This window comes from Mycobacterium sp. 360MFTsu5.1, assembly GCF_000383495.1.
Lineage (GTDB): Bacteria > Actinomycetota > Actinomycetes > Mycobacteriales > Mycobacteriaceae > Mycobacterium > Mycobacterium mucogenicum_B.
On sequence record NZ_KB911468.1, the window covers coordinates 373,218 to 389,790 of the forward strand.

General features: G+C 67.9%; 13 protein-coding genes. 6 read left to right on the forward strand and 7 right to left on the reverse strand.

Features of this window, described 5'->3' with window-relative positions; all coding sequences use genetic code 11:
• Positions 1 to 57: 57 nt before the first annotated feature.
• From H289_RS0118950 to clpS, 3 genes are read right to left on the reverse strand one after another with little or no spacing between them, the layout of a single operon-like run.
• Positions 58 to 1,077, reverse strand: a complete 1,020-nt coding sequence (locus H289_RS0118950; protein ID WP_020102393.1) for a P1 family peptidase — start codon at positions 1,075 to 1,077, stop codon at positions 58 to 60.
• Positions 1,074 to 1,655 (reverse strand): oxidative stress transcriptional regulator AosR, encoded by a 582-nt coding sequence (gene aosR, locus H289_RS0118955; protein WP_020102394.1) that lies wholly within the window; start codon positions 1,653 to 1,655, stop codon positions 1,074 to 1,076. Before aosR ends, H289_RS0118950 begins: the two co-directional genes overlap by 4 nt.
• A 3-nt stretch (positions 1,656 to 1,658) precedes the next feature.
• Positions 1,659 to 1,970, reverse strand: coding sequence for an ATP-dependent Clp protease adapter ClpS (gene clpS / locus H289_RS30835; RefSeq protein ID WP_020102395.1), 312 nt, complete (start codon positions 1,968 to 1,970; stop codon positions 1,659 to 1,661).
• A 53-nt stretch (positions 1,971 to 2,023) separates the two neighbouring features.
• On the opposite strand from clpS, the gene H289_RS0118965 reads away from it, so the two are divergent.
• Both H289_RS0118965 and H289_RS0118970 read left to right on the forward strand, forming a co-directional pair.
• Positions 2,024 to 3,301: a nicotinate phosphoribosyltransferase gene (locus H289_RS0118965; protein ID WP_020102396.1), complete on the forward strand. Its 1,278-nt coding sequence runs from the start codon at positions 2,024 to 2,026 to the stop codon at positions 3,299 to 3,301.
• Positions 3,298 to 5,280, forward strand: coding sequence for an ATP-dependent DNA helicase (locus H289_RS0118970; RefSeq protein ID WP_020102397.1), 1,983 nt, complete (start codon positions 3,298 to 3,300; stop codon positions 5,278 to 5,280). The genes H289_RS0118965 and H289_RS0118970 overlap by 4 nt, the downstream gene beginning before the upstream one ends.
• Before the next feature lie 147 nt (positions 5,281 to 5,427).
• Here H289_RS0118970 and H289_RS0118975 read toward each other — a convergent pair whose 3' ends face one another.
• Positions 5,428 to 5,874 (reverse strand): MarR family winged helix-turn-helix transcriptional regulator, encoded by a 447-nt coding sequence (locus H289_RS0118975; protein WP_020102398.1) that lies wholly within the window; start codon positions 5,872 to 5,874, stop codon positions 5,428 to 5,430.
• A 103-nt stretch (positions 5,875 to 5,977) separates the two neighbouring features.
• On the opposite strand from H289_RS0118975, the gene H289_RS0118980 reads away from it, so the two are divergent.
• Positions 5,978 to 7,192 (forward strand): FAD-dependent oxidoreductase, encoded by a 1,215-nt coding sequence (locus tag H289_RS0118980; RefSeq protein ID WP_020102399.1) that lies wholly within the window; start codon positions 5,978 to 5,980, stop codon positions 7,190 to 7,192.
• On the opposite strand, the gene H289_RS0118985 is transcribed toward H289_RS0118980, so the two are convergent.
• Together H289_RS0118985 and glgP are read right to left on the reverse strand one after the other, a co-directional pair.
• Complete coding sequence (locus H289_RS0118985) at positions 7,189 to 8,034, reverse strand: virginiamycin B lyase family protein (RefSeq protein WP_020102400.1); 846 nt, start codon at positions 8,032 to 8,034, stop codon at positions 7,189 to 7,191. The genes H289_RS0118980 and H289_RS0118985 overlap by 4 nt on opposite strands.
• Entirely contained in the window at positions 8,031 to 10,649 is a 2,619-nt protein-coding gene (gene glgP / locus H289_RS0118990) for an alpha-glucan family phosphorylase (protein ID WP_020102401.1), read from the reverse strand. Before glgP ends, H289_RS0118985 begins: the two co-directional genes overlap by 4 nt.
• Before the next feature lie 148 nt (positions 10,650 to 10,797).
• Here glgP and H289_RS0118995 point away from each other — a divergent pair, with 148 nt between their 5' ends.
• Both H289_RS0118995 and glgB read left to right on the forward strand, forming a co-directional pair.
• Complete coding sequence (locus tag H289_RS0118995) at positions 10,798 to 12,864, forward strand: alpha-1,4-glucan--maltose-1-phosphate maltosyltransferase (RefSeq protein WP_020102402.1); 2,067 nt, start codon at positions 10,798 to 10,800, stop codon at positions 12,862 to 12,864.
• Positions 12,861 to 15,044 (forward strand): 1,4-alpha-glucan branching protein GlgB, encoded by a 2,184-nt coding sequence (gene glgB, locus H289_RS0119000; RefSeq protein WP_020102403.1) that lies wholly within the window; start codon positions 12,861 to 12,863, stop codon positions 15,042 to 15,044. The genes H289_RS0118995 and glgB overlap by 4 nt, the downstream gene beginning before the upstream one ends.
• A gap of 74 nt (positions 15,045 to 15,118) precedes the next feature.
• Here glgB and H289_RS0119005 read toward each other — a convergent pair whose 3' ends face one another.
• The gene (locus tag H289_RS0119005; RefSeq protein ID WP_020102404.1) at positions 15,119 to 15,706 is read right to left on the reverse strand and encodes a TetR/AcrR family transcriptional regulator; all 588 of its coding nucleotides are present in this window, start codon (positions 15,704 to 15,706) and stop codon (positions 15,119 to 15,121) included.
• 43 nt (positions 15,707 to 15,749) lie between these two features.
• Between H289_RS0119005 and H289_RS0119010 the strand changes: the two genes are divergently transcribed.
• On the forward strand, positions 15,750 to 16,571 hold the full coding sequence (locus tag H289_RS0119010; RefSeq protein WP_029105439.1) for an alpha/beta fold hydrolase: 822 nt from the start codon (positions 15,750 to 15,752) through the stop codon (positions 16,569 to 16,571).
• The last annotated feature ends 2 nt before the right edge of the window (positions 16,572 to 16,573 follow it).

Consider the following 16,573-nt stretch of genomic DNA (forward strand, 5'->3'; position numbering starts at 1 on the left):
GCGCGCTCCGCTCCGCTACTCGCTGGCGTCATAGACCCAGGTTACCGGCGCAGCGCCTTATCCGAAGGCTCCCGGCAGCAGGTCGCGATAGGTCGGGATTTCGGCGATCGACTCGGCGGCCAGCACCCCGACCATGACGGCCGTCGCGAGCGCGTCGGCGGCGGCCGCCCCGATCTCGGAGATGAGTCGCGTCTCGGGGTTCATCTGCTCGGGCGTCGCGGGGTCCGGCTCGATGTGCACGCGGCCCGTCGCGAGTGCGAAGACGGTGTCGCCGTCGACGGCGGTGTGCGCCGGACGGATGGTGTGGGCAAGCCCGTTGTGGGCGGCGACGGCCACCTTCTTGCATCCCGCCGGGCTGAGGGCGGCGTCGGTCGCGACGACGGCGATGGTCGTGTTGAGCGGCTTCGGGTTCTTCACCCGCGTCGCATATGCCTCGATCTGGTCAGGCGGCGGAGGCTGCAGCCCGAAGCGCGCGATCTGGTCGGCCGACCATGGCAGGCCGGTCTGCGGGTCGACGACGTGGCCCGCCGCGTTGACGATGACGAGCGCGCCGACGGTGACGCCGTTGTCGAGCGTCACCGACGCCGTGCCGAGACCGCCTTTGAGCGCGCCGGCCCGCGCGCCCGCACCCGCGCCGACATTGCCGGTCGGCACCTCGGTGCCGGCATGGGCCGCTGCTTGGTATCCGAACTCGGCCGTCGGCCGGTTCGCCCATGCGCCGACCGGAAGGTCGAAGATCACCGCGCCCGGCACGATGGGCACCCGCCCGCCGGGCATCTTCACCCCGCGGTCGTGCTCCTCCAGCCAGGTCATGACGCCGTCGGCGGCGGCAAGCCCGAACGCGCTGCCGCCGGTGAGCACGATCGCGTCGACGTGCTGCACGCTGTTGGACGGGTCGAGCAGGTCGGTCTCGCGGGTGCCGGGCGCTCCTCCGCGGACGTCGACCGCGCCGATGGTTCCCGGCGGGGCGAGGACGACGGTGGTGCCGGTGGCCCAGCCGCCGCCCAGGCTGGCGTCTTCGATGCGGTCGTGATTGCCGACCAGGATGCCGGCGACGTCGGTGATGGAGCCCGTCACCGCTCGTCCAGCAGGCTCAGCACCAGGTACTCCTGCAGATACGTCAGCCACTGATAGACCTCCAGATGCCCGGCCATCGGGTGGTCCGGCGAAAGATGTTGCGGCCCATCGGGTCCGATGTCGAGCATCGTGCCGAGCGCCAGCCGGACGTCGTTGATCGCGGCGGCCCAGGCTTCGGCCTGTTGCTCGGTCAGCTCGAATTTTCCGGCCGGGTCCGGCAGTGAATCCAGGAGGCGTTGGGCGGCTTGCCGTTTGGCGTCGACGATGGTGGGTTCGTGCAGGCTGCGCAGGGCACCGTTGAGGCTCTCACCGGCGGCGCGACCATCCGGATGCGTGGCCGGATCGTGGTAGAAGTCCGGCAGCAGCCGGCGCATGGTGTCGTCGCCGGGCGCCTGTGACGGCCCGATCTTCATGCCGGTCAGTTCGGCGAGTTCGTCACGCGGTGAGGAGGATTCGCGGTCGTCGAGCATCTCGATGAGCGAGCCGACCAGGTTGCGCAACATCGTGACCTCGTGCGCTTCCAAACCGGACTTGATCCGCACGCCCGACGACGTGTTGACCCGCTTCCACTTGCGCACCGCTCAGCGGTCCTGCTGCATGGTTGCCCACAGGCCGGCTGCGTGCAGTTTGGTGACGTCGACCTCCATCGACTCCCGGCTGCCCGCCGAGACGACGGCCCTGCCCTCGGTGTGCACCTGCATCATCAACTCGGTGGCACGCATCTCGCTGTAACCGAAAAGCTTCTGGAAGACGTACGTCACGTAGGTCATCAAATTCACCGGGTCGTCCCAGACGATGGTCACCCACGGACTGTCCAGGCCGGCCACCTCTTCGACATCAGTCGCCGGGCTCGTCCGCGCGACAACCGTCGACGAGCTGGCACCCAGAACCATGAGCCCAGAATAGCCGGGTGGTTGCCGCTCGCAGAACCAGTACGGTGAGGTCTGTGACCGCCGCGTTGCTGACCGACAAATACGAGCTCACCATGCTCGCTGCCGCCCTGCGCGACGGCACCGCACATCGCCGCGCGTCATTCGAAGTGTTTGCCAGGCGACTGCCCTTCGGGCGCCGATACGGCGTGGTCGCCGGGACCGCGCGGTTCCTCTCGGCCCTCGCCGACTTCCGGTTCGACGACGCCGCACTGGCATCCCTGGACTTCCTGGATGCCGAGACGCTGCGCTGGCTGGCCGACTACGAGTTCCGCGGCGACATCGACGGCTACCCCGAAGGTGAGCTGTATTTTCCGGATTCTCCCGTGCTGTCTATCCACGGCACGTTCGCCGAGTGCGTGATCCTCGAGACCCTCGTACTGTCGATCTTCAATCACGACACCGCGATCGCCTCGGCCGCGGCCCGTATGGTCAGCGCCTCGAGCGGCCGGCCACTCATCGAGATGGGCTCGCGGCGCACGCACGAGCAGGCTGCCGTCGCGGCCGCGCGGGCCGCGTACATCGCCGGCTTCTTCGCCTCATCGAACCTGGAGGCACAGCGGACCTACGGCGTCCCAGCGCTCGGCACGAGCGCGCATGCCTTCACCTTGGTGCACACCGCGACGAGCGGCCCCGACGAGGTTGCCGCGTTCCGCGCCCAGGTCGACGCGTTGGGCGTCGGGACGACGCTGTTGGTGGACACCTACGACATCACCCAGGGCGTGGCCAACGCCGTCGCCGTGGCCGGACCCGAGCTCGGTGCCGTGCGCATCGACTCCGGCGACCTCGGCGTCATGGCCCGCCAGGTCCGCGACCAGCTCGACGGCCTGGGCGCGCCCAAGACCCGCATCGTGGTGTCCGGCGACCTCGACGAGTACTCGATCGCCGGGCTGGCGGCTGCGCCGGTCGACGTCTACGGCGTGGGTACATCGGTGGTCACGGGCTCCGGCGCGCCGACCGCGTCGATGGTCTACAAGCTCGTCGAGGTCGACGGCATGCCCGTGGCAAAACGCAGCAGCCACAAGGAATCTCACGGTGGCCGGAAGGCGGCCCTGCGGCTGGCGAAGGACTCCGGAACCATCGTCGAGGAAGTGGTACACCCCGCCGACTCGGCTCCCACGGACGACGGCCGGGTGCTGACGGTGCCGCTGGTCCGTTCGGGCTCGGTCGTGTACGACTCGTCGCTGGCCGACGCCCGCGCGCGCGTCGCGGCCGGCCTGCACAGCCTGCCGTGGGACGGACTCAAGCTCTCCGCCGGCGAACCCGCCATCCCGACCCGACTGGTGGGCGCGTGACGACCGACGTCTCCGCGCTGCTGTCCATCGCGGTATCCGCCCTCGGCGGCGCCGAACGCAGCGGCCAGATCGAGATGGCCAAGGCTGTCGGCGACGCCTTCGACAAGGGCGAGCACCTGGCCGTCCAGGCCGGGACCGGCACCGGAAAGTCGTTGGCGTACCTCGTCCCGTCGATCGCGCACGCCGTCGCATCGAATCAGCCGGTGGTGGTGTCGACGGCGACCATCGCGTTGCAACGCCAGTTGGTGGACCGCGACCTACCCCGCCTGGCCGACGCCCTGGCCCCGCACCTGCCCCGCCGACCCGAGTTCGCGTTGCTCAAAGGACGCGGAAATTACCTGTGCCTCAACAAGGTTCACAGCGGCGCTTCCGCCGAGGAGGACCTCCCACAAGAGGAACTGTTCAACCCCGTCGCCGCGTCGGCACTGGGCCGCGACGTCAAGCGGCTCATCGAGTGGTCGTCGGACACCGAGAGCGGTGACCGCGACGAGGTGGTGCCCGGCGTGCTGGACCGGGCCTGGTCGCAGGTCAGCGTCGGCGCGCGCGAGTGCATTGGCGCCACCCGGTGCCCTTACGGCACAGACTGTTTCGCCGAGAAGGCCCGCGCGAAGGCCGGCGCGGTCGACGTCATCGTCACCAACCACGCGCTGCTGGCCATCGACGCCATCTCCGAGGTCAACGTCCTGCCCGAGCACCAGCTGCTGGTGGTCGACGAGGCCCACGAGCTGGTGGACCGCGTAACCAGCGTGGCCACCGGCGAGCTGTCCGCGACGTCCATGGCCGTGGCGCTCCGACGGGCCGCCCGCTTGGTGGAACCCGAACTGGCAGAACGCCTCGAGGCCGCCATCGCCACATTGGGTTCGGCCATCCACGACATGGAACCGGGCCGCATCGATGTGCTTGACGACGAGCTGGCGACCTACCTGACGGTGGTCCGTGACTCGACGGACAAAGTGAAGATGGCGATCGACACGGCGCCCTCGGATCCCACCGCGGCGGCCGCGCGCAGCGAGGCCGTCACCGCGCTGGCCGATCTGAGTGATACCGCGTCGCGCATCATCGACTCGTTCGTGCCGGCCATCCCCGACCGCTACGACGTGGTGTGGCTGGATCGCGACGAGTCCAGGGGCACAGTGCGATACATCCTGCGCGTCGCTCCGTTGTCGGTGGCCGGGCTGCTGCGCGGCCGGTTGTTCGGTGAGGTGACCGCGGTGCTGACGTCCGCGACGCTGACCATCGGCGGCCGCTTCGAGTCGATGGCCCGGGCGTGGGGCTTGTCGGTGCCCGAAGACAGCACCGCGACGCCGCCGAAGTGGAAGGGCATGGACGTGGGATCGCCCTTCTCCCATGCCAAGTCGGGCATTCTCTACGTCGCCAAGCACCTGCCGCCGCCGGGCCGCGACGCCGCTCCGCAGGAACAGCTCGACGAAATCTACGAGCTGATCACGGCCGCCGGCGGACGCACCCTCGGACTGTTCTCGTCGATGCGTGCCGCCAAGGCCGCCGCCGAGATCATGCGCGAGCGCCTGGACACCCCGGTGCTCTGCCAGGGCGACGACTCGACGTCAACCCTGGTGCGCCGCTTCACCGACGACGCCGAGACCTCGTTGTTCGGGACACTGTCGCTGTGGCAGGGCGTCGACGTGCCGGGGCCGTCGCTGTCGCTGGTGATCATCGACAGAATTCCGTTCCCCCGCCCCGATGATCCGCTGTTGACCGCGCGGCAGCGGGCCATCGCGGCGCGCGGCGGCAACGGATTCATGGCCGTCGCGGCATCGCACGCGGCGCTGCTGCTGGCGCAGGGCGCCGGGCGACTGCTGCGCAGCGTCAACGACCGCGGCGTCATCGCCATCCTGGACTCCCGCATGGCGACGGCGCGCTACGGCGGGTTCCTGCAGTCGTCACTGCCGCCGTACTGGTCGACCACCGACCCGGTCCGGGTGCGCAGCGCGCTGGAGCGGTTGGCTGCGTCGAGCTGACGGCACTCCCGTCCGCTCTCCCCAACATGTCGCGCCCGGACCTGTCAGTAATGGCTGACATCGTCAGCATGTGGTGACACTGTCAGCACATGCTGACGGGTCCAGGCGCGACATGTCCCAGACGGCGCCGACACGCCCGAAAGCCGGTCAGATCCCCCGCAGCCGCGCGACATGCTCGCGCTGCAATTCCGCTGCCCGCGTGAGGAATTCGGTGATCAGTTCCAGTTGTTCGGCGCTGTAGCGGTTCAGCAGGGTGCGTCGCCCGTCGTCCACCAGCGGGCCGATCAGCGCGAAAGCACGCTCCCGCGCGGTGTCGGTGGCATGGACCAGGAGTTTGCGCCGGTCACTGGGGTGCGCCGAGCGCGTCACGTAGCCGACCTTCTCCAAGCGGTCGAGCATCGTCGTGGCGCTGCCGGTCGTGAGGCCCAACCGGTCGGCCAGCTCGCGCGGAGTAACACCAGCGCCTTCCTGGATCAGAATCTCCAGGCACCGCGCATCGGTTGTGTTGATGCCGAGCAGGCGCGCGACCTCGCGGTCGAAGTCGTCGACCGCGGCCTGGTAGTCCTGCACCGCCGCACCCAAGCGGTCAGCCACCGGATTTTCGCTTGACAATCGAGCGATCCGCCTTTCATTCTATTGCTTGACAATCAAGCTATCTGATGGTCGAGACATCTGGGCACGAACCGAGGAACCACGCATGACCGAAGCACTCATCATCGGCGCCGGAGTCGCCGGCCCGGTGCTGGCCATCGCGCTGCAGCGGGTGGGTATCGACGCCCACATCTACGAACGCTCCCCCTCCGGCGCGGACCTGCGCGGAGCCTGGCTGAACTTCCAGGCCAACGGCATGGACGCGCTGCGCGCCGTCGACGCGGCCGGCCCGCTCGAGAACCTGGGCTACCCGAACGACACCATCAGTTTCATGACCGGCACCGGCAAGAGGCTGGGCCGCATCCCGATGGCCGCACAGCGCCCGGACGGGCAGCTGTCGGTCATGATGCGTCGCGCCGACCTCTACCGCGAACTCAACACACTGGCCGCGGCACGTGGCGCTCGATACAGCTACGGCAAGGAATTCGTCTCCGCCACAACAGTTTCCGATGGCCGCGTCCAGGCTCAGTTCGCCGATGGCAGCAGCGCAACCGGTGATCTGCTCGTCGGCTGCGACGGCATCCACTCCACGGTCCGCAGCACGATCGACCCGGCGGCACGCGCACCGCGCTACGTGCCGGTGCTCAATGTCGGCGGCTACATCCCCGACTTCACCGTCGACGTGCCGCCGCGGGAATTCCGGATGCAGTTCGGCACCCGCTGCTTCTTCGCCTGGTTCCCCACCCCCGATGGCGGCACCGTCTGGTTCGCCAATCCTCCGATGGCGCGCGAACCAGAACGCGGCGCATTGTCCGACATGACGGACGCCGACTGGCGAAACTGGCTGCACCAGTTGATGTCCGGCGACGTCGGGCCGGCGCACGACATCATCGACGCCGCACCCGGTCCGATGGTGGGGTGGGCCACGTACGACCTGCCGGTGGTGCACCGGTGGCACAACCACCGCAACCAGATCATCATCGGCGACGCCGCCCATGCCACCGCACCATCCGCCGGGCAGGGCGCGTCGATGTCCGTCGAGGACGCCGTGGTTCTCGCACAGTGCCTGCGCGATTGCCCTGATATTCCAACGGCATTCACGACGTTCGAGTCGCTGCGCCGGCACCGGGTCGAGAAAATCGTTCGTCACGGGCACCGGTCGGCCAACAGCAAGGCCGCGGGCCCGGTGGGACGGTTCCTACGTGACCTGATGCTGCCGGTGGTGTTCCGGCAGGCCGCGAAAGACGGTGGCCGCTCGATGATGTGGCTTCAGGGGCACCACATCGATTTCGATACGACCATCGAGCGAGCACCCGCTTAGACGGGCAGCCGCACCACGAACCCGGACTCCAGCGCCACCCACAGCGCACCATCACGGTCGACTGCCAGCCCGTGCGGCTCGGAGCCCGGCGGCAGTTCGAAGCTGGACACCTCACCATCGGCGGTCACCCGCGCAATAGCATCGGCGCCCCACAGGCTCACCCACACTCCGTCGGCTTCATCGGCCACCACTGCATGCGGCTTGCCCGGCAGATCCAGCTCCTGGATGGCGTCGTTCAGCGGAATGCGGCCCAGCTTGTCCGCACCAATTGCGGTGAACCACACCGCGTCATCGTGGGTCGCGCAGATGCCGACCGGCCCTGCCGACGGGGTCGGCGTCGGCCGCACCGAGAGCTTGCCGGCGACCGTCAGTCTGCCGATCGCGGACTTCTGATTCAACGTGAACCACAGCGCGCCGTCACCACCGGCGGTGATCATCGACGGCATCCCGCCCGGCGCGGCGACCACCTCGACCGTGCCGTCGGCATCCACCCGGCCGATCGTCCCGGCGTCCATGGCGGTGAACCACACCGCGTCGTCAGGTCCGACGGCGATGCCGAACGGTGCACTGCCCGTATCCAATTCGACGAACGACACGGCTCCGTCACCGGTGATCCGGCCCAGCCGATCGGTACCCGAGCACGTGAACCAGACGGCCCCGTCGGGCCCCGCGCAGACCTGCATCGGCCGGCTGTCGGCACCGACGTCGAACCGCCGCACCTCACCCCGGGCATCGATCCGGGCCACCGCACCCGCCGACACCAACGTCACCCAAATCGCGCCATCCGGGCCGGCCGCCAGCGCGTACGGTCCACCATCGACCGCAACAGTCAGTGCACTCACGCCAGCGTGACCAGCCCGAGCTCGTTGTCGGCGGCCAGTAATGCGTTGTGCGGTAACACTCGTACGGTGTATCCGACGGGGCCGGCCACCGGCAGCGGGATGGTCGCCGAGAACACCTCGACGCCGCCCTCTCCGGAACCCGTGTGCGCCATCGGCACGGTCACCGGCTCCACCAACTGGTCACCGGCGTCGACACGACCCAGAACCGCCTGCACCACAACCTCATCGGTGCGCAATCCGGCCAGCTGGACGGTGGCGGTCAACGACAGCTCCGAACCCAGCAGCGGCGTATCGGGCAGCCCGTAGCTGTCCACCTCGGCGATCTGAATCTTCGGCCAGGCCCCGGTCACGCGCTGCCGATAGGCCGCCAGTGAGCGGGCCGCGCCGAAAGGCACGCCGTCGATCGGCTCCACCGTGCGCCGGAACGACTGTGCCGCAGGGCCGTAGTACTTCTCGGTGTAGTCGCGCACCATGCGCGATGCCAGCACCTTCGGCCCCAGCGACTGCAGCGTGTGCCGCACCATCTCGACCCACCGCGTCGGGACGCCGTGCTCGTTGCGCTCGTAGAACTTCGGCGCCACCGAGTTCTGCATGAGGTCGTACAGCGCCGCGGCCTCCAGGTCGTCGCGACGCGCCTCATCGGTGACGCCGTCGGCAGTCGGGATTTCCCAACCGTTTTCGCCGTCGTACCACTCATCCCACCAACCGTCGCGAATCGACAGGTTCAGCCCACCATTGAGCGCGCTCTTCATGCCCGACGTGCCACACGCCTCCAACGGACGCAGCGGGTTGTTGAGCCACACATCGCAGCCCCAGTACAGCAGCCGCGCCATCGACATGTCGTAGTCCGGCAGGAAGGCGATCCGGTGCCGCACCTCGGGCCGGTCGGCGAACTTCACGACCTGCTGGATCAGCGCCTTGCCACCGTCGTCGGCCGGATGCGACTTACCGGCGACGATCAGCTGCACCGGCCGAGACTCATCGAGCAGCAGTTGCTCCAGCCGCTCCGGGTCACGCAGCATCAACGTCAGCCGCTTGTACGTCGGTACGCGTCGGGCGAACCCGATGGTCAGCACCGAAGGATCGAAAGCCGTTGCAATCCAGCCCAGTTCAGCCTCCGTGGCACCACGCTCGAGCCACGAGCGCCGCAGCCGGGCGCGCACATCGGCGATGAGCATCTCGCGCAGCTGGGAGCGGATCCACCACAGGTGACCGGGATCGACGTCGTGCAACCGCTGCCACAACTGCGGTTCCCCGGCCGCCTGATCGATGGCCTCCATGCCCTCGACACCGACGAGTTCTCGGCCCAGCTCCAGCCATTTCGGCGCCGCCCAGGTCGGTGCGTGCACGCCGTTGGTGATCGATCCGATGGGCACTTCGGCCTGGTCGAAGCCCGGCCACAGTTCGTTGAACATGCCGCGACTGACCCGGCCGTGCAACAGCGACACCCCGTTGGCCCGCTGGGCGAGCCGTAAACCCATGTGCGCCATGTTGAATTTGTCCGGGTCGTCCTCGGCACCGAACGCGACCACTCGGTACAGCGGCACCTCGGGCAGCAGCGGCGAGGCGACGGTGTCGTCGAAGTAGCGGCGCACCATCTCCACCGGGAACCGGTCGATACCGGCCGGCACCGGCGTGTGCGTGGTGAACACCGTCGACGCGCGGACCACCGTCAGCGCGGTCTCGAAGTCCAGTCCCGATCCGCTGATGTACTCCCGAATACGTTCCACACCAAGGAAACCCGCGTGGCCTTCGTTCATGTGGTAAACCTCGGGCGCTTGGATGCCCTCGATCTCGGTGAACGCCCGGATCGCGCGGATGCCACCGATGCCGGCGAGCAGCTCCTGCTTGATCCGGTGCTCCTGGTCGCCGCCGTACAGCCGGTCGGTCACCGAACGCAGCTCGTGCTCGTTCTCCGGGATGTCAGAGTCGAGAAGCAGCAACGGAACTCGCCCGACCTGCGCCACCCACACCCGGGCCCGCAGCACCTGCGATTCCGGCAGGTTCAGCGACACCAGCGCCGGCTGGCCGTCGGCACCGGTCAGCAGCCGCAGCGGCAGGCCCTGCGGATCGAACGACGGATAGTTCTCGTTCTGCCAGCCGTCTGCCGTCAGCGATTGCTTGAAGTAGCCGGACCGGTAGTACAGCCCCACCGCGATCAAAGGCAGGCCGAGATCCGACGCCGACTTGAGGTGGTCGCCCGCGAGGATGCCCAGACCGCCCGAGTAGTTCGGCAGCACTTCCGCCACGCCGAACTCCATGGAGAAGTACGCGATGCCCTTCGGCATCGCGGGGCCGCCGTCCTCAGCGAGGTCGGCCTGCTCCTGGTACCACAACGGCCGGGTCAGATAGCTGTCCAGATCAGCGGCCCGGTGGTTCACCCGGCCGACGAAGTCGTCGTCTGCCGCCAGTTCGTCGAGCCGCGCGGGGCTGACCGCGCCCAGCAATGCCACCGGGTCGGCGCCGACCTGCTCCCACAACACCGGATCGATTTCCGCGAACAACTCCTGAGTCGGCGTGTGCCAGGACCAGCGCAGGTTGATGGACAGCCGCTCCAGGGCGGTCAGGCGTTCGGGCAGGTGGGCACGGACGGTGAACCGACGAAGGGCTTTCACACGAGCCAACCTTACTGACATTTCGTGCTCATGTGCGGTCAGTTCGGTGACAGCCCAGCGCTCATCCAACTGGTCACTGCCCTTCAAGTGTCACGGACTACTACGGTGGGTATGGGTAACCCCGTAGTCCCGGGTAAGGAGTGATTTGGTGGCCGGTCGGATCGAGATCGACGACGTCGCACCAGTGGTGTCCGCAGGCCGATACCCCGCCAAGGCCGTGGTCGGCGAAGTGGTTCCGATCAGCGCGACCGTGTGGCGCGAAGGTCACGACGCCGTCGCCGCAAGCCTGGTGGTGCGCTATCACGGCCCTGTCTACCCGCAGCTCGCCGAAACCCCGCCGGGTGCGACGCCGACGCCGGCCCCGCCGCGGGCGAAGGTCAAGCCGACCCGGCTGCCCATGGCGCCGGGCTTCACGCCTGACGTCTTCCACGGCCAGTTCACCCCGGACGCTGTCGGCCTGTGGACGTACCGTGTCGACGGCTGGGGCGATCCGATCGCGACGTGGCGACATGCCATCACCGTCAAGCTCGAAGCCGGCCAGAGCGAGGCCGAACTGACCAACGACCTGCTGATCGGTGCAACCCTCCTGGAGCGCGCCGCCACCGCGGTCCCCCAGGGCGACCGCGCCCCGCTACTCACTGCCGCGCGGCGGCTCCGGGAACCGGGCGACCCGTACGTCCGCGCCGGGGCGGCGCTGGCGCCCGACGTGACCGACCTGCTGCGCAAGTATCCGTTGCGCGAATTGGTCACGCGCGGAGAGCAATACGGCATCTGGGTCGACCGGTCACGGGCCCGGTTCAGCGCCTGGTACGAGCTCTTCCCCCGCTCCACCGGCGGCTGGGATGCCGACGGCAAGCCGGTGCACGGCACGTTCTCGACGACCGCGAAAGCCATTCCGCGCGTAGCCGCAATGGGTTTCGACGTCCTGTACCTGCCACCGGTGCATCCGATCGGCAAGGTGCACCGCAAGGGCCCGAACAACAATGTGACCGCGGCGCCCGGCGACGTCGGCTCCCCGTGGGCCATCGGCAGCGACGAAGGCGGCCACGACGCGGTGCACCCGGACCTGGGCACCATTGACGAGTTCGACGACATGGTGGCCGCAGCCCGCGAAAACGGGCTTGAGGTGGCGCTCGACCTGGCGCTGCAATGCGCGCCGGATCACCCGTGGGCCAAGGACCATCCCGAGTGGTTCACCGTGTTGCCCGACGGCACCATCGCGTACGCCGAGAACCCGCCGAAGAAGTACCAGGACATCTATCCGCTGAACTTCGACAACGACCCGGCGGGCATCTACGACGAGGTGCTGCGCGTCGTCAAGTTCTGGATGTCGCACGGCGTCAAGATCTTCCGGGTCGACAACCCGCACACCAAGCCGGCGAACTTCTGGGCCTGGCTCATTGCCCAGGCCAAGAACATCGACCCCGATGTGCTGTTCCTGTCGGAGGCGTTCACCCGCCCGGCGCGGCTCTACGGGCTCGCGAAACTCGGCTTCACGCAGTCGTATACGTACTTCACCTGGCGCACCGCCAAGTGGGAGATCACCGAGTTCGGCCAGGAGATCGCCAAGTACGCCGACTTCTACCGGCCCAACCTGTTCGTCAACACCCCGGACATCCTGCATGCGAGCCTGCAGCACGGCGGCCCCGGCATGTTCGCGATCCGCGCGGTGCTGGCTGCCACGCTGAGTTCCTCGTGGGGTGTCTACTCCGGCTACGAGCTGTTCGAGCACCAAGCCGTCCGCGAGGGCAGCGAGGAGTATCTGGACTCCGAGAAATACCAATTGCGGCCACGGGATTTCGACGCGGCGCTGGCCGGCGGTCGGTCCCTTGAGCCGCTGCTGACCCGGCTCAACGAGATCCGCCGAGTACACCCGGCACTGAGCCAATTACGGACCATCAAGTTCCATCACGTCGACAACGATGCGTTGTTGGCGTACAGCAAGTTCGACCCCGTTACCGGTGACACCGTCCTTGTGGTGTTGACGCTCAACCCATTCGGCCCCGAGCAGGCAACGCTCTGGCTGGACATGGGTGCCCTCGGCATGGAGGACCACGACCGGTTCTGGGTACGAGACGAGATCACCGGTGAGGAATATCAATGGGGCGCAGCAAATTACGTGCGACTGGACCCGAGCAAAGCGGTCGCGCACATACTGAACATGCCGCAAATTCCGTACGACAAACGGCTGACTCTCCTGCGGAGACAACCGTGACCAGCCACCTCCGTCCACCCGTCGCCGACCTGGCCCGCCTGCTGGCCGGCGAGCACCACGATCCGCATTCCATCCTGGGTGCTCACGAGTACGGCAAGCGCACCGTCATCCGGGCGCTGCGGCCGCACGCGACCGGGGTCACGGTGCTCATCGGCAAGAAGCGCTACCCGATGGAAGCCATCGAGGGCGGTCTGTTCGCGGTCGAGGTGCCGTTCAACAATCTGGCCGACTACCGCTTCGAGGTCGAGTACCCGGACGACGTCGTGCACACGACGGCCGATCCCTACCGCTTCCTGCCGACGCTCGGCGACATGGACCTGCACCTGCTGTCCGAGGGCCGACATGAGCGGCTGTGGGAAATCCTTGGTGCACAACCCCGTTCGTTCACGACGCCCGACGGCGTAGTCGAGGGCTTCTCGTTCGCGGTATGGGCCCCGAACGCCAAGGGCGTCAACCTGATCGGCGACTTCAACCACTGGGACGGCAGCGAGGCACCGATGCGGGCACTCGGCTCGTCCGGGGTGTGGGAACTGTTCTGGCCCGGATTCGAAGTCGGCAGCCTGTACAAGTTCCGGATCCACGGCGGCAACGGCACCAACGGCGCCGTCACCGATCGCGCCGATCCGATGGCCTTCAGCACCGAGGTGCCGCCGCTGACCGCGTCGAAAACCTTTGTCAGTTCCCATGTCTGGCAGGACGACGCGTGGATGGCGGCCCGCGCCGAGCTCAACCCGATCTTCGAGCCCATGAGCACCTACGAGGTGCACCTGATGTCCTGGCGCCCCGGGCTGACCTACCGCGAGCTGGCCGTCGAGCTCACCGAATACGTGGTGGCGCAGGGCTTCACGCACGTCGAGCTGCTCCCCGTGGCCGAGCACCCCTTCGGAGGATCCTGGGGATACCAGGTGACGTCGTACTACGCGCCGACGTCACGGCTCGGCAACCCTGACGATTTCCGGTATCTGGTCGACACGCTGCACCAGGCCGGCATCGGCGTCATCGTCGACTGGGTTCCCGCGCACTTCCCCAAGGACTCGTGGGCGCTGGGCCGCTTCGACGGCACGCCGCTGTACGAGCACGCCGACCCCCGTCGCGGCGAGCAACTCGACTGGGGCACCTACGTTTTCGACTTCGGTCGCAACGAGGTCCGCAACTTCCTGGTGGCCAACGCACTGTACTGGCTGGAGGAATTCCACGTCGACGGTCTCCGCGTCGACGCCGTCGCCTCCATGCTGTACCTCGACTACTCGCGTCCCGAAGGCGGTTGGACTCCCAACATCTACGGCGGCCGGGAGAACCTGGAGGCGGTGCAGTTCCTGCAGGAGATGAACGCCACCGTCCACAAGCTGGTCCCCGGCATCGTCACCATCGCCGAGGAATCGACCTCGTGGCCCGGCGTCACCCGCCCGACAAACCTTGGCGGCCTTGGCTTCTCGATGAAGTGGAACATGGGGTGGATGAACGACACCCTGGACTACATCAGTCATGATCCGGTTCACCGCAGCTACCACCACCACGAGATGACGTTCTCGATGCTGTACGCCTACAGCGAGCACTACGTGCTGCCGATCAGCCACGACGAAGTCGTGCACGGCAAGGGCACGCTGTGGACCCGGATGCCCGGCGGCGACCACGCCAAGGCGGCCGGCCTCCGTCAGCTGCTGGCCTACCAGTGGGCGCACCCGGGCAAGCAATTGCTGTTCATGGGACAGGAATTCGGCCAGCGCGCCGAATGGTCCGAGGAACGCGGGCTCGACTGGTTCCAGCTCGGCGAGCACAGCTTCTCCACCGGCGTGCAGCAACTGGTCCGCGACATCAACGGCATCTACCGGGACAACCGCGCGCTGTGGTCCCGCGACAGCAGCCCCGAGGGCTACTCGTGGATCGACGCCAACGACTCCAACAACAACGTGCTGAGCTTCCTGCGGTTCGGTGACGACGGATCAGCCATCGCGTGCGTCTTCAACTTCTCGGGCAGCGAGCATGCGCAGTACCGGCTGGGCCTGCCCCACGCCGGGACTTGGCAGGAGCTGCTGAACACCGACGCGACCGTCTACCACGGCGCCGGCGCGGGCAACATGGGCTCGGTCGAGGCCACCAACGAGCCCTGGCACGGCCGTCCGGCCTCCGCAGTCCTGGTCCTCCCGCCGCTGTCGGCGCTCTGGCTCAAGCCCGCCTGAGAGTTCCCTCCGCGAGGAGACGTAAAACTGTCGATTTCTGGGCGAAATCGACAGTTTTACGTCTGCTCGCGAGACTAGGTACGCAGCCCGTCGAGGAGGCGGCGCACCGCGGCACCGATGTCGCGGCGTGCGCGAACCGGATCGGGCGCGCCCGCGATCGCGGCCACGGCTTGATTGCTGAGCCCCATCAGCAGCACCGCGAGCGGTGAAATCGGCTGCGGCGCAAGAACACCCTGCTCCAGCAGGCTGACGAGACCGGCCTCGATATTGGCCAGCGTGTACCGGGCATTGCGCTCCTGCCATTTCTGCCAGCCGAGCGCCGCGGGCGCATCGACCACGCGGATGCGCTGCAGCGGCGCGTCGACCGCGGTGTCCAGCACGGCATCCCAGCCGGCGAGGAACACCGACCACGCATCCTCGCCGCGTTCGGCCGCCGCGGCGGCAGCCGAACGAACCCGAGCGCTCACCACCTGGTCGGCGCGGTCGAAGACCTCCTCGAAGAGCGCTTCCTTGTCCGCGAAATGGTGATAGAGCGAGCCACGGGTGACGCCGCTGCGTCGGACGATCTCCTCGGTACCCGTCTGGTGATAGCCCTGCTCGCCGAACAACTCGGTCGCGACTGCGACGAGCCGCTCCCGCGAATCCCCCTTGACGGTGACCATACAGGTTGTATGGTATCAGCATACAACCTGTATGGAGGTCGCGATGACGACACTCGACATCCATGTCCCGACCTGCCTCGGAGAGCTGCACGTACGTCGCACCGGGACAGGGCCTGCCGCCGTCTTGTGGCACAGCCTCTGGGTGGACTCGCGCAGTTGGGGTCCACTCGTCGACACCCTTGCCGCCCAGCGACAGGTGGTGACCATCGACGGACCCGGATACGGCACGAGCAGCCCCATCCACCGGGATTTCACCCTCGACGAATGCGCAAGTGCCGCAGGCGAAGTGATCGACGCACTCGGCTTCGACGCCGTCGACTGGATCGGCAACGCCTGGGGCGGACACGTCGGCATCACACTGGCGGCGACCCAACCGCACCGGCTGCGCAGCCTGACCACCGTCGCCGCACCGCTCCTGCCCGTCAGCCGGCGGCAGCGCTGGACCCAGACGTACCCGCTCGCCGCGGCCTACCGGCTGCTCGGACCCAATCCCCTGCTGACCAAGATGCTGTTCGACGTACTCCTCGGTGGCGCCGCCGTCGCACGTACGGAGCGGGCAGCCGAGCTCAAAGCCGCATTCCGCGCGATGGACCGCGAATCAGCAAGGCGCACAATCCGATACATGCACAGTTGGCATGCGCTGACCGATCAGCTCGCCGCCGTCACCGTCCCGACGCTGCTGATGACCGGCGATCTCGGCGATCAGCACTGGAGCCCCACTGATGCCCGCGCCGCGGCCGCCACCATGCCCGACGCGCGCGTCGTCGCCCTCACCGGCTCCGGACACGTCGGCCCGCTGTTGGTCGACACCGACGCCATCGCCGAGGCCGTCACGAACTTCTGGGCCTCCGTGCCGGCGCTGTGATG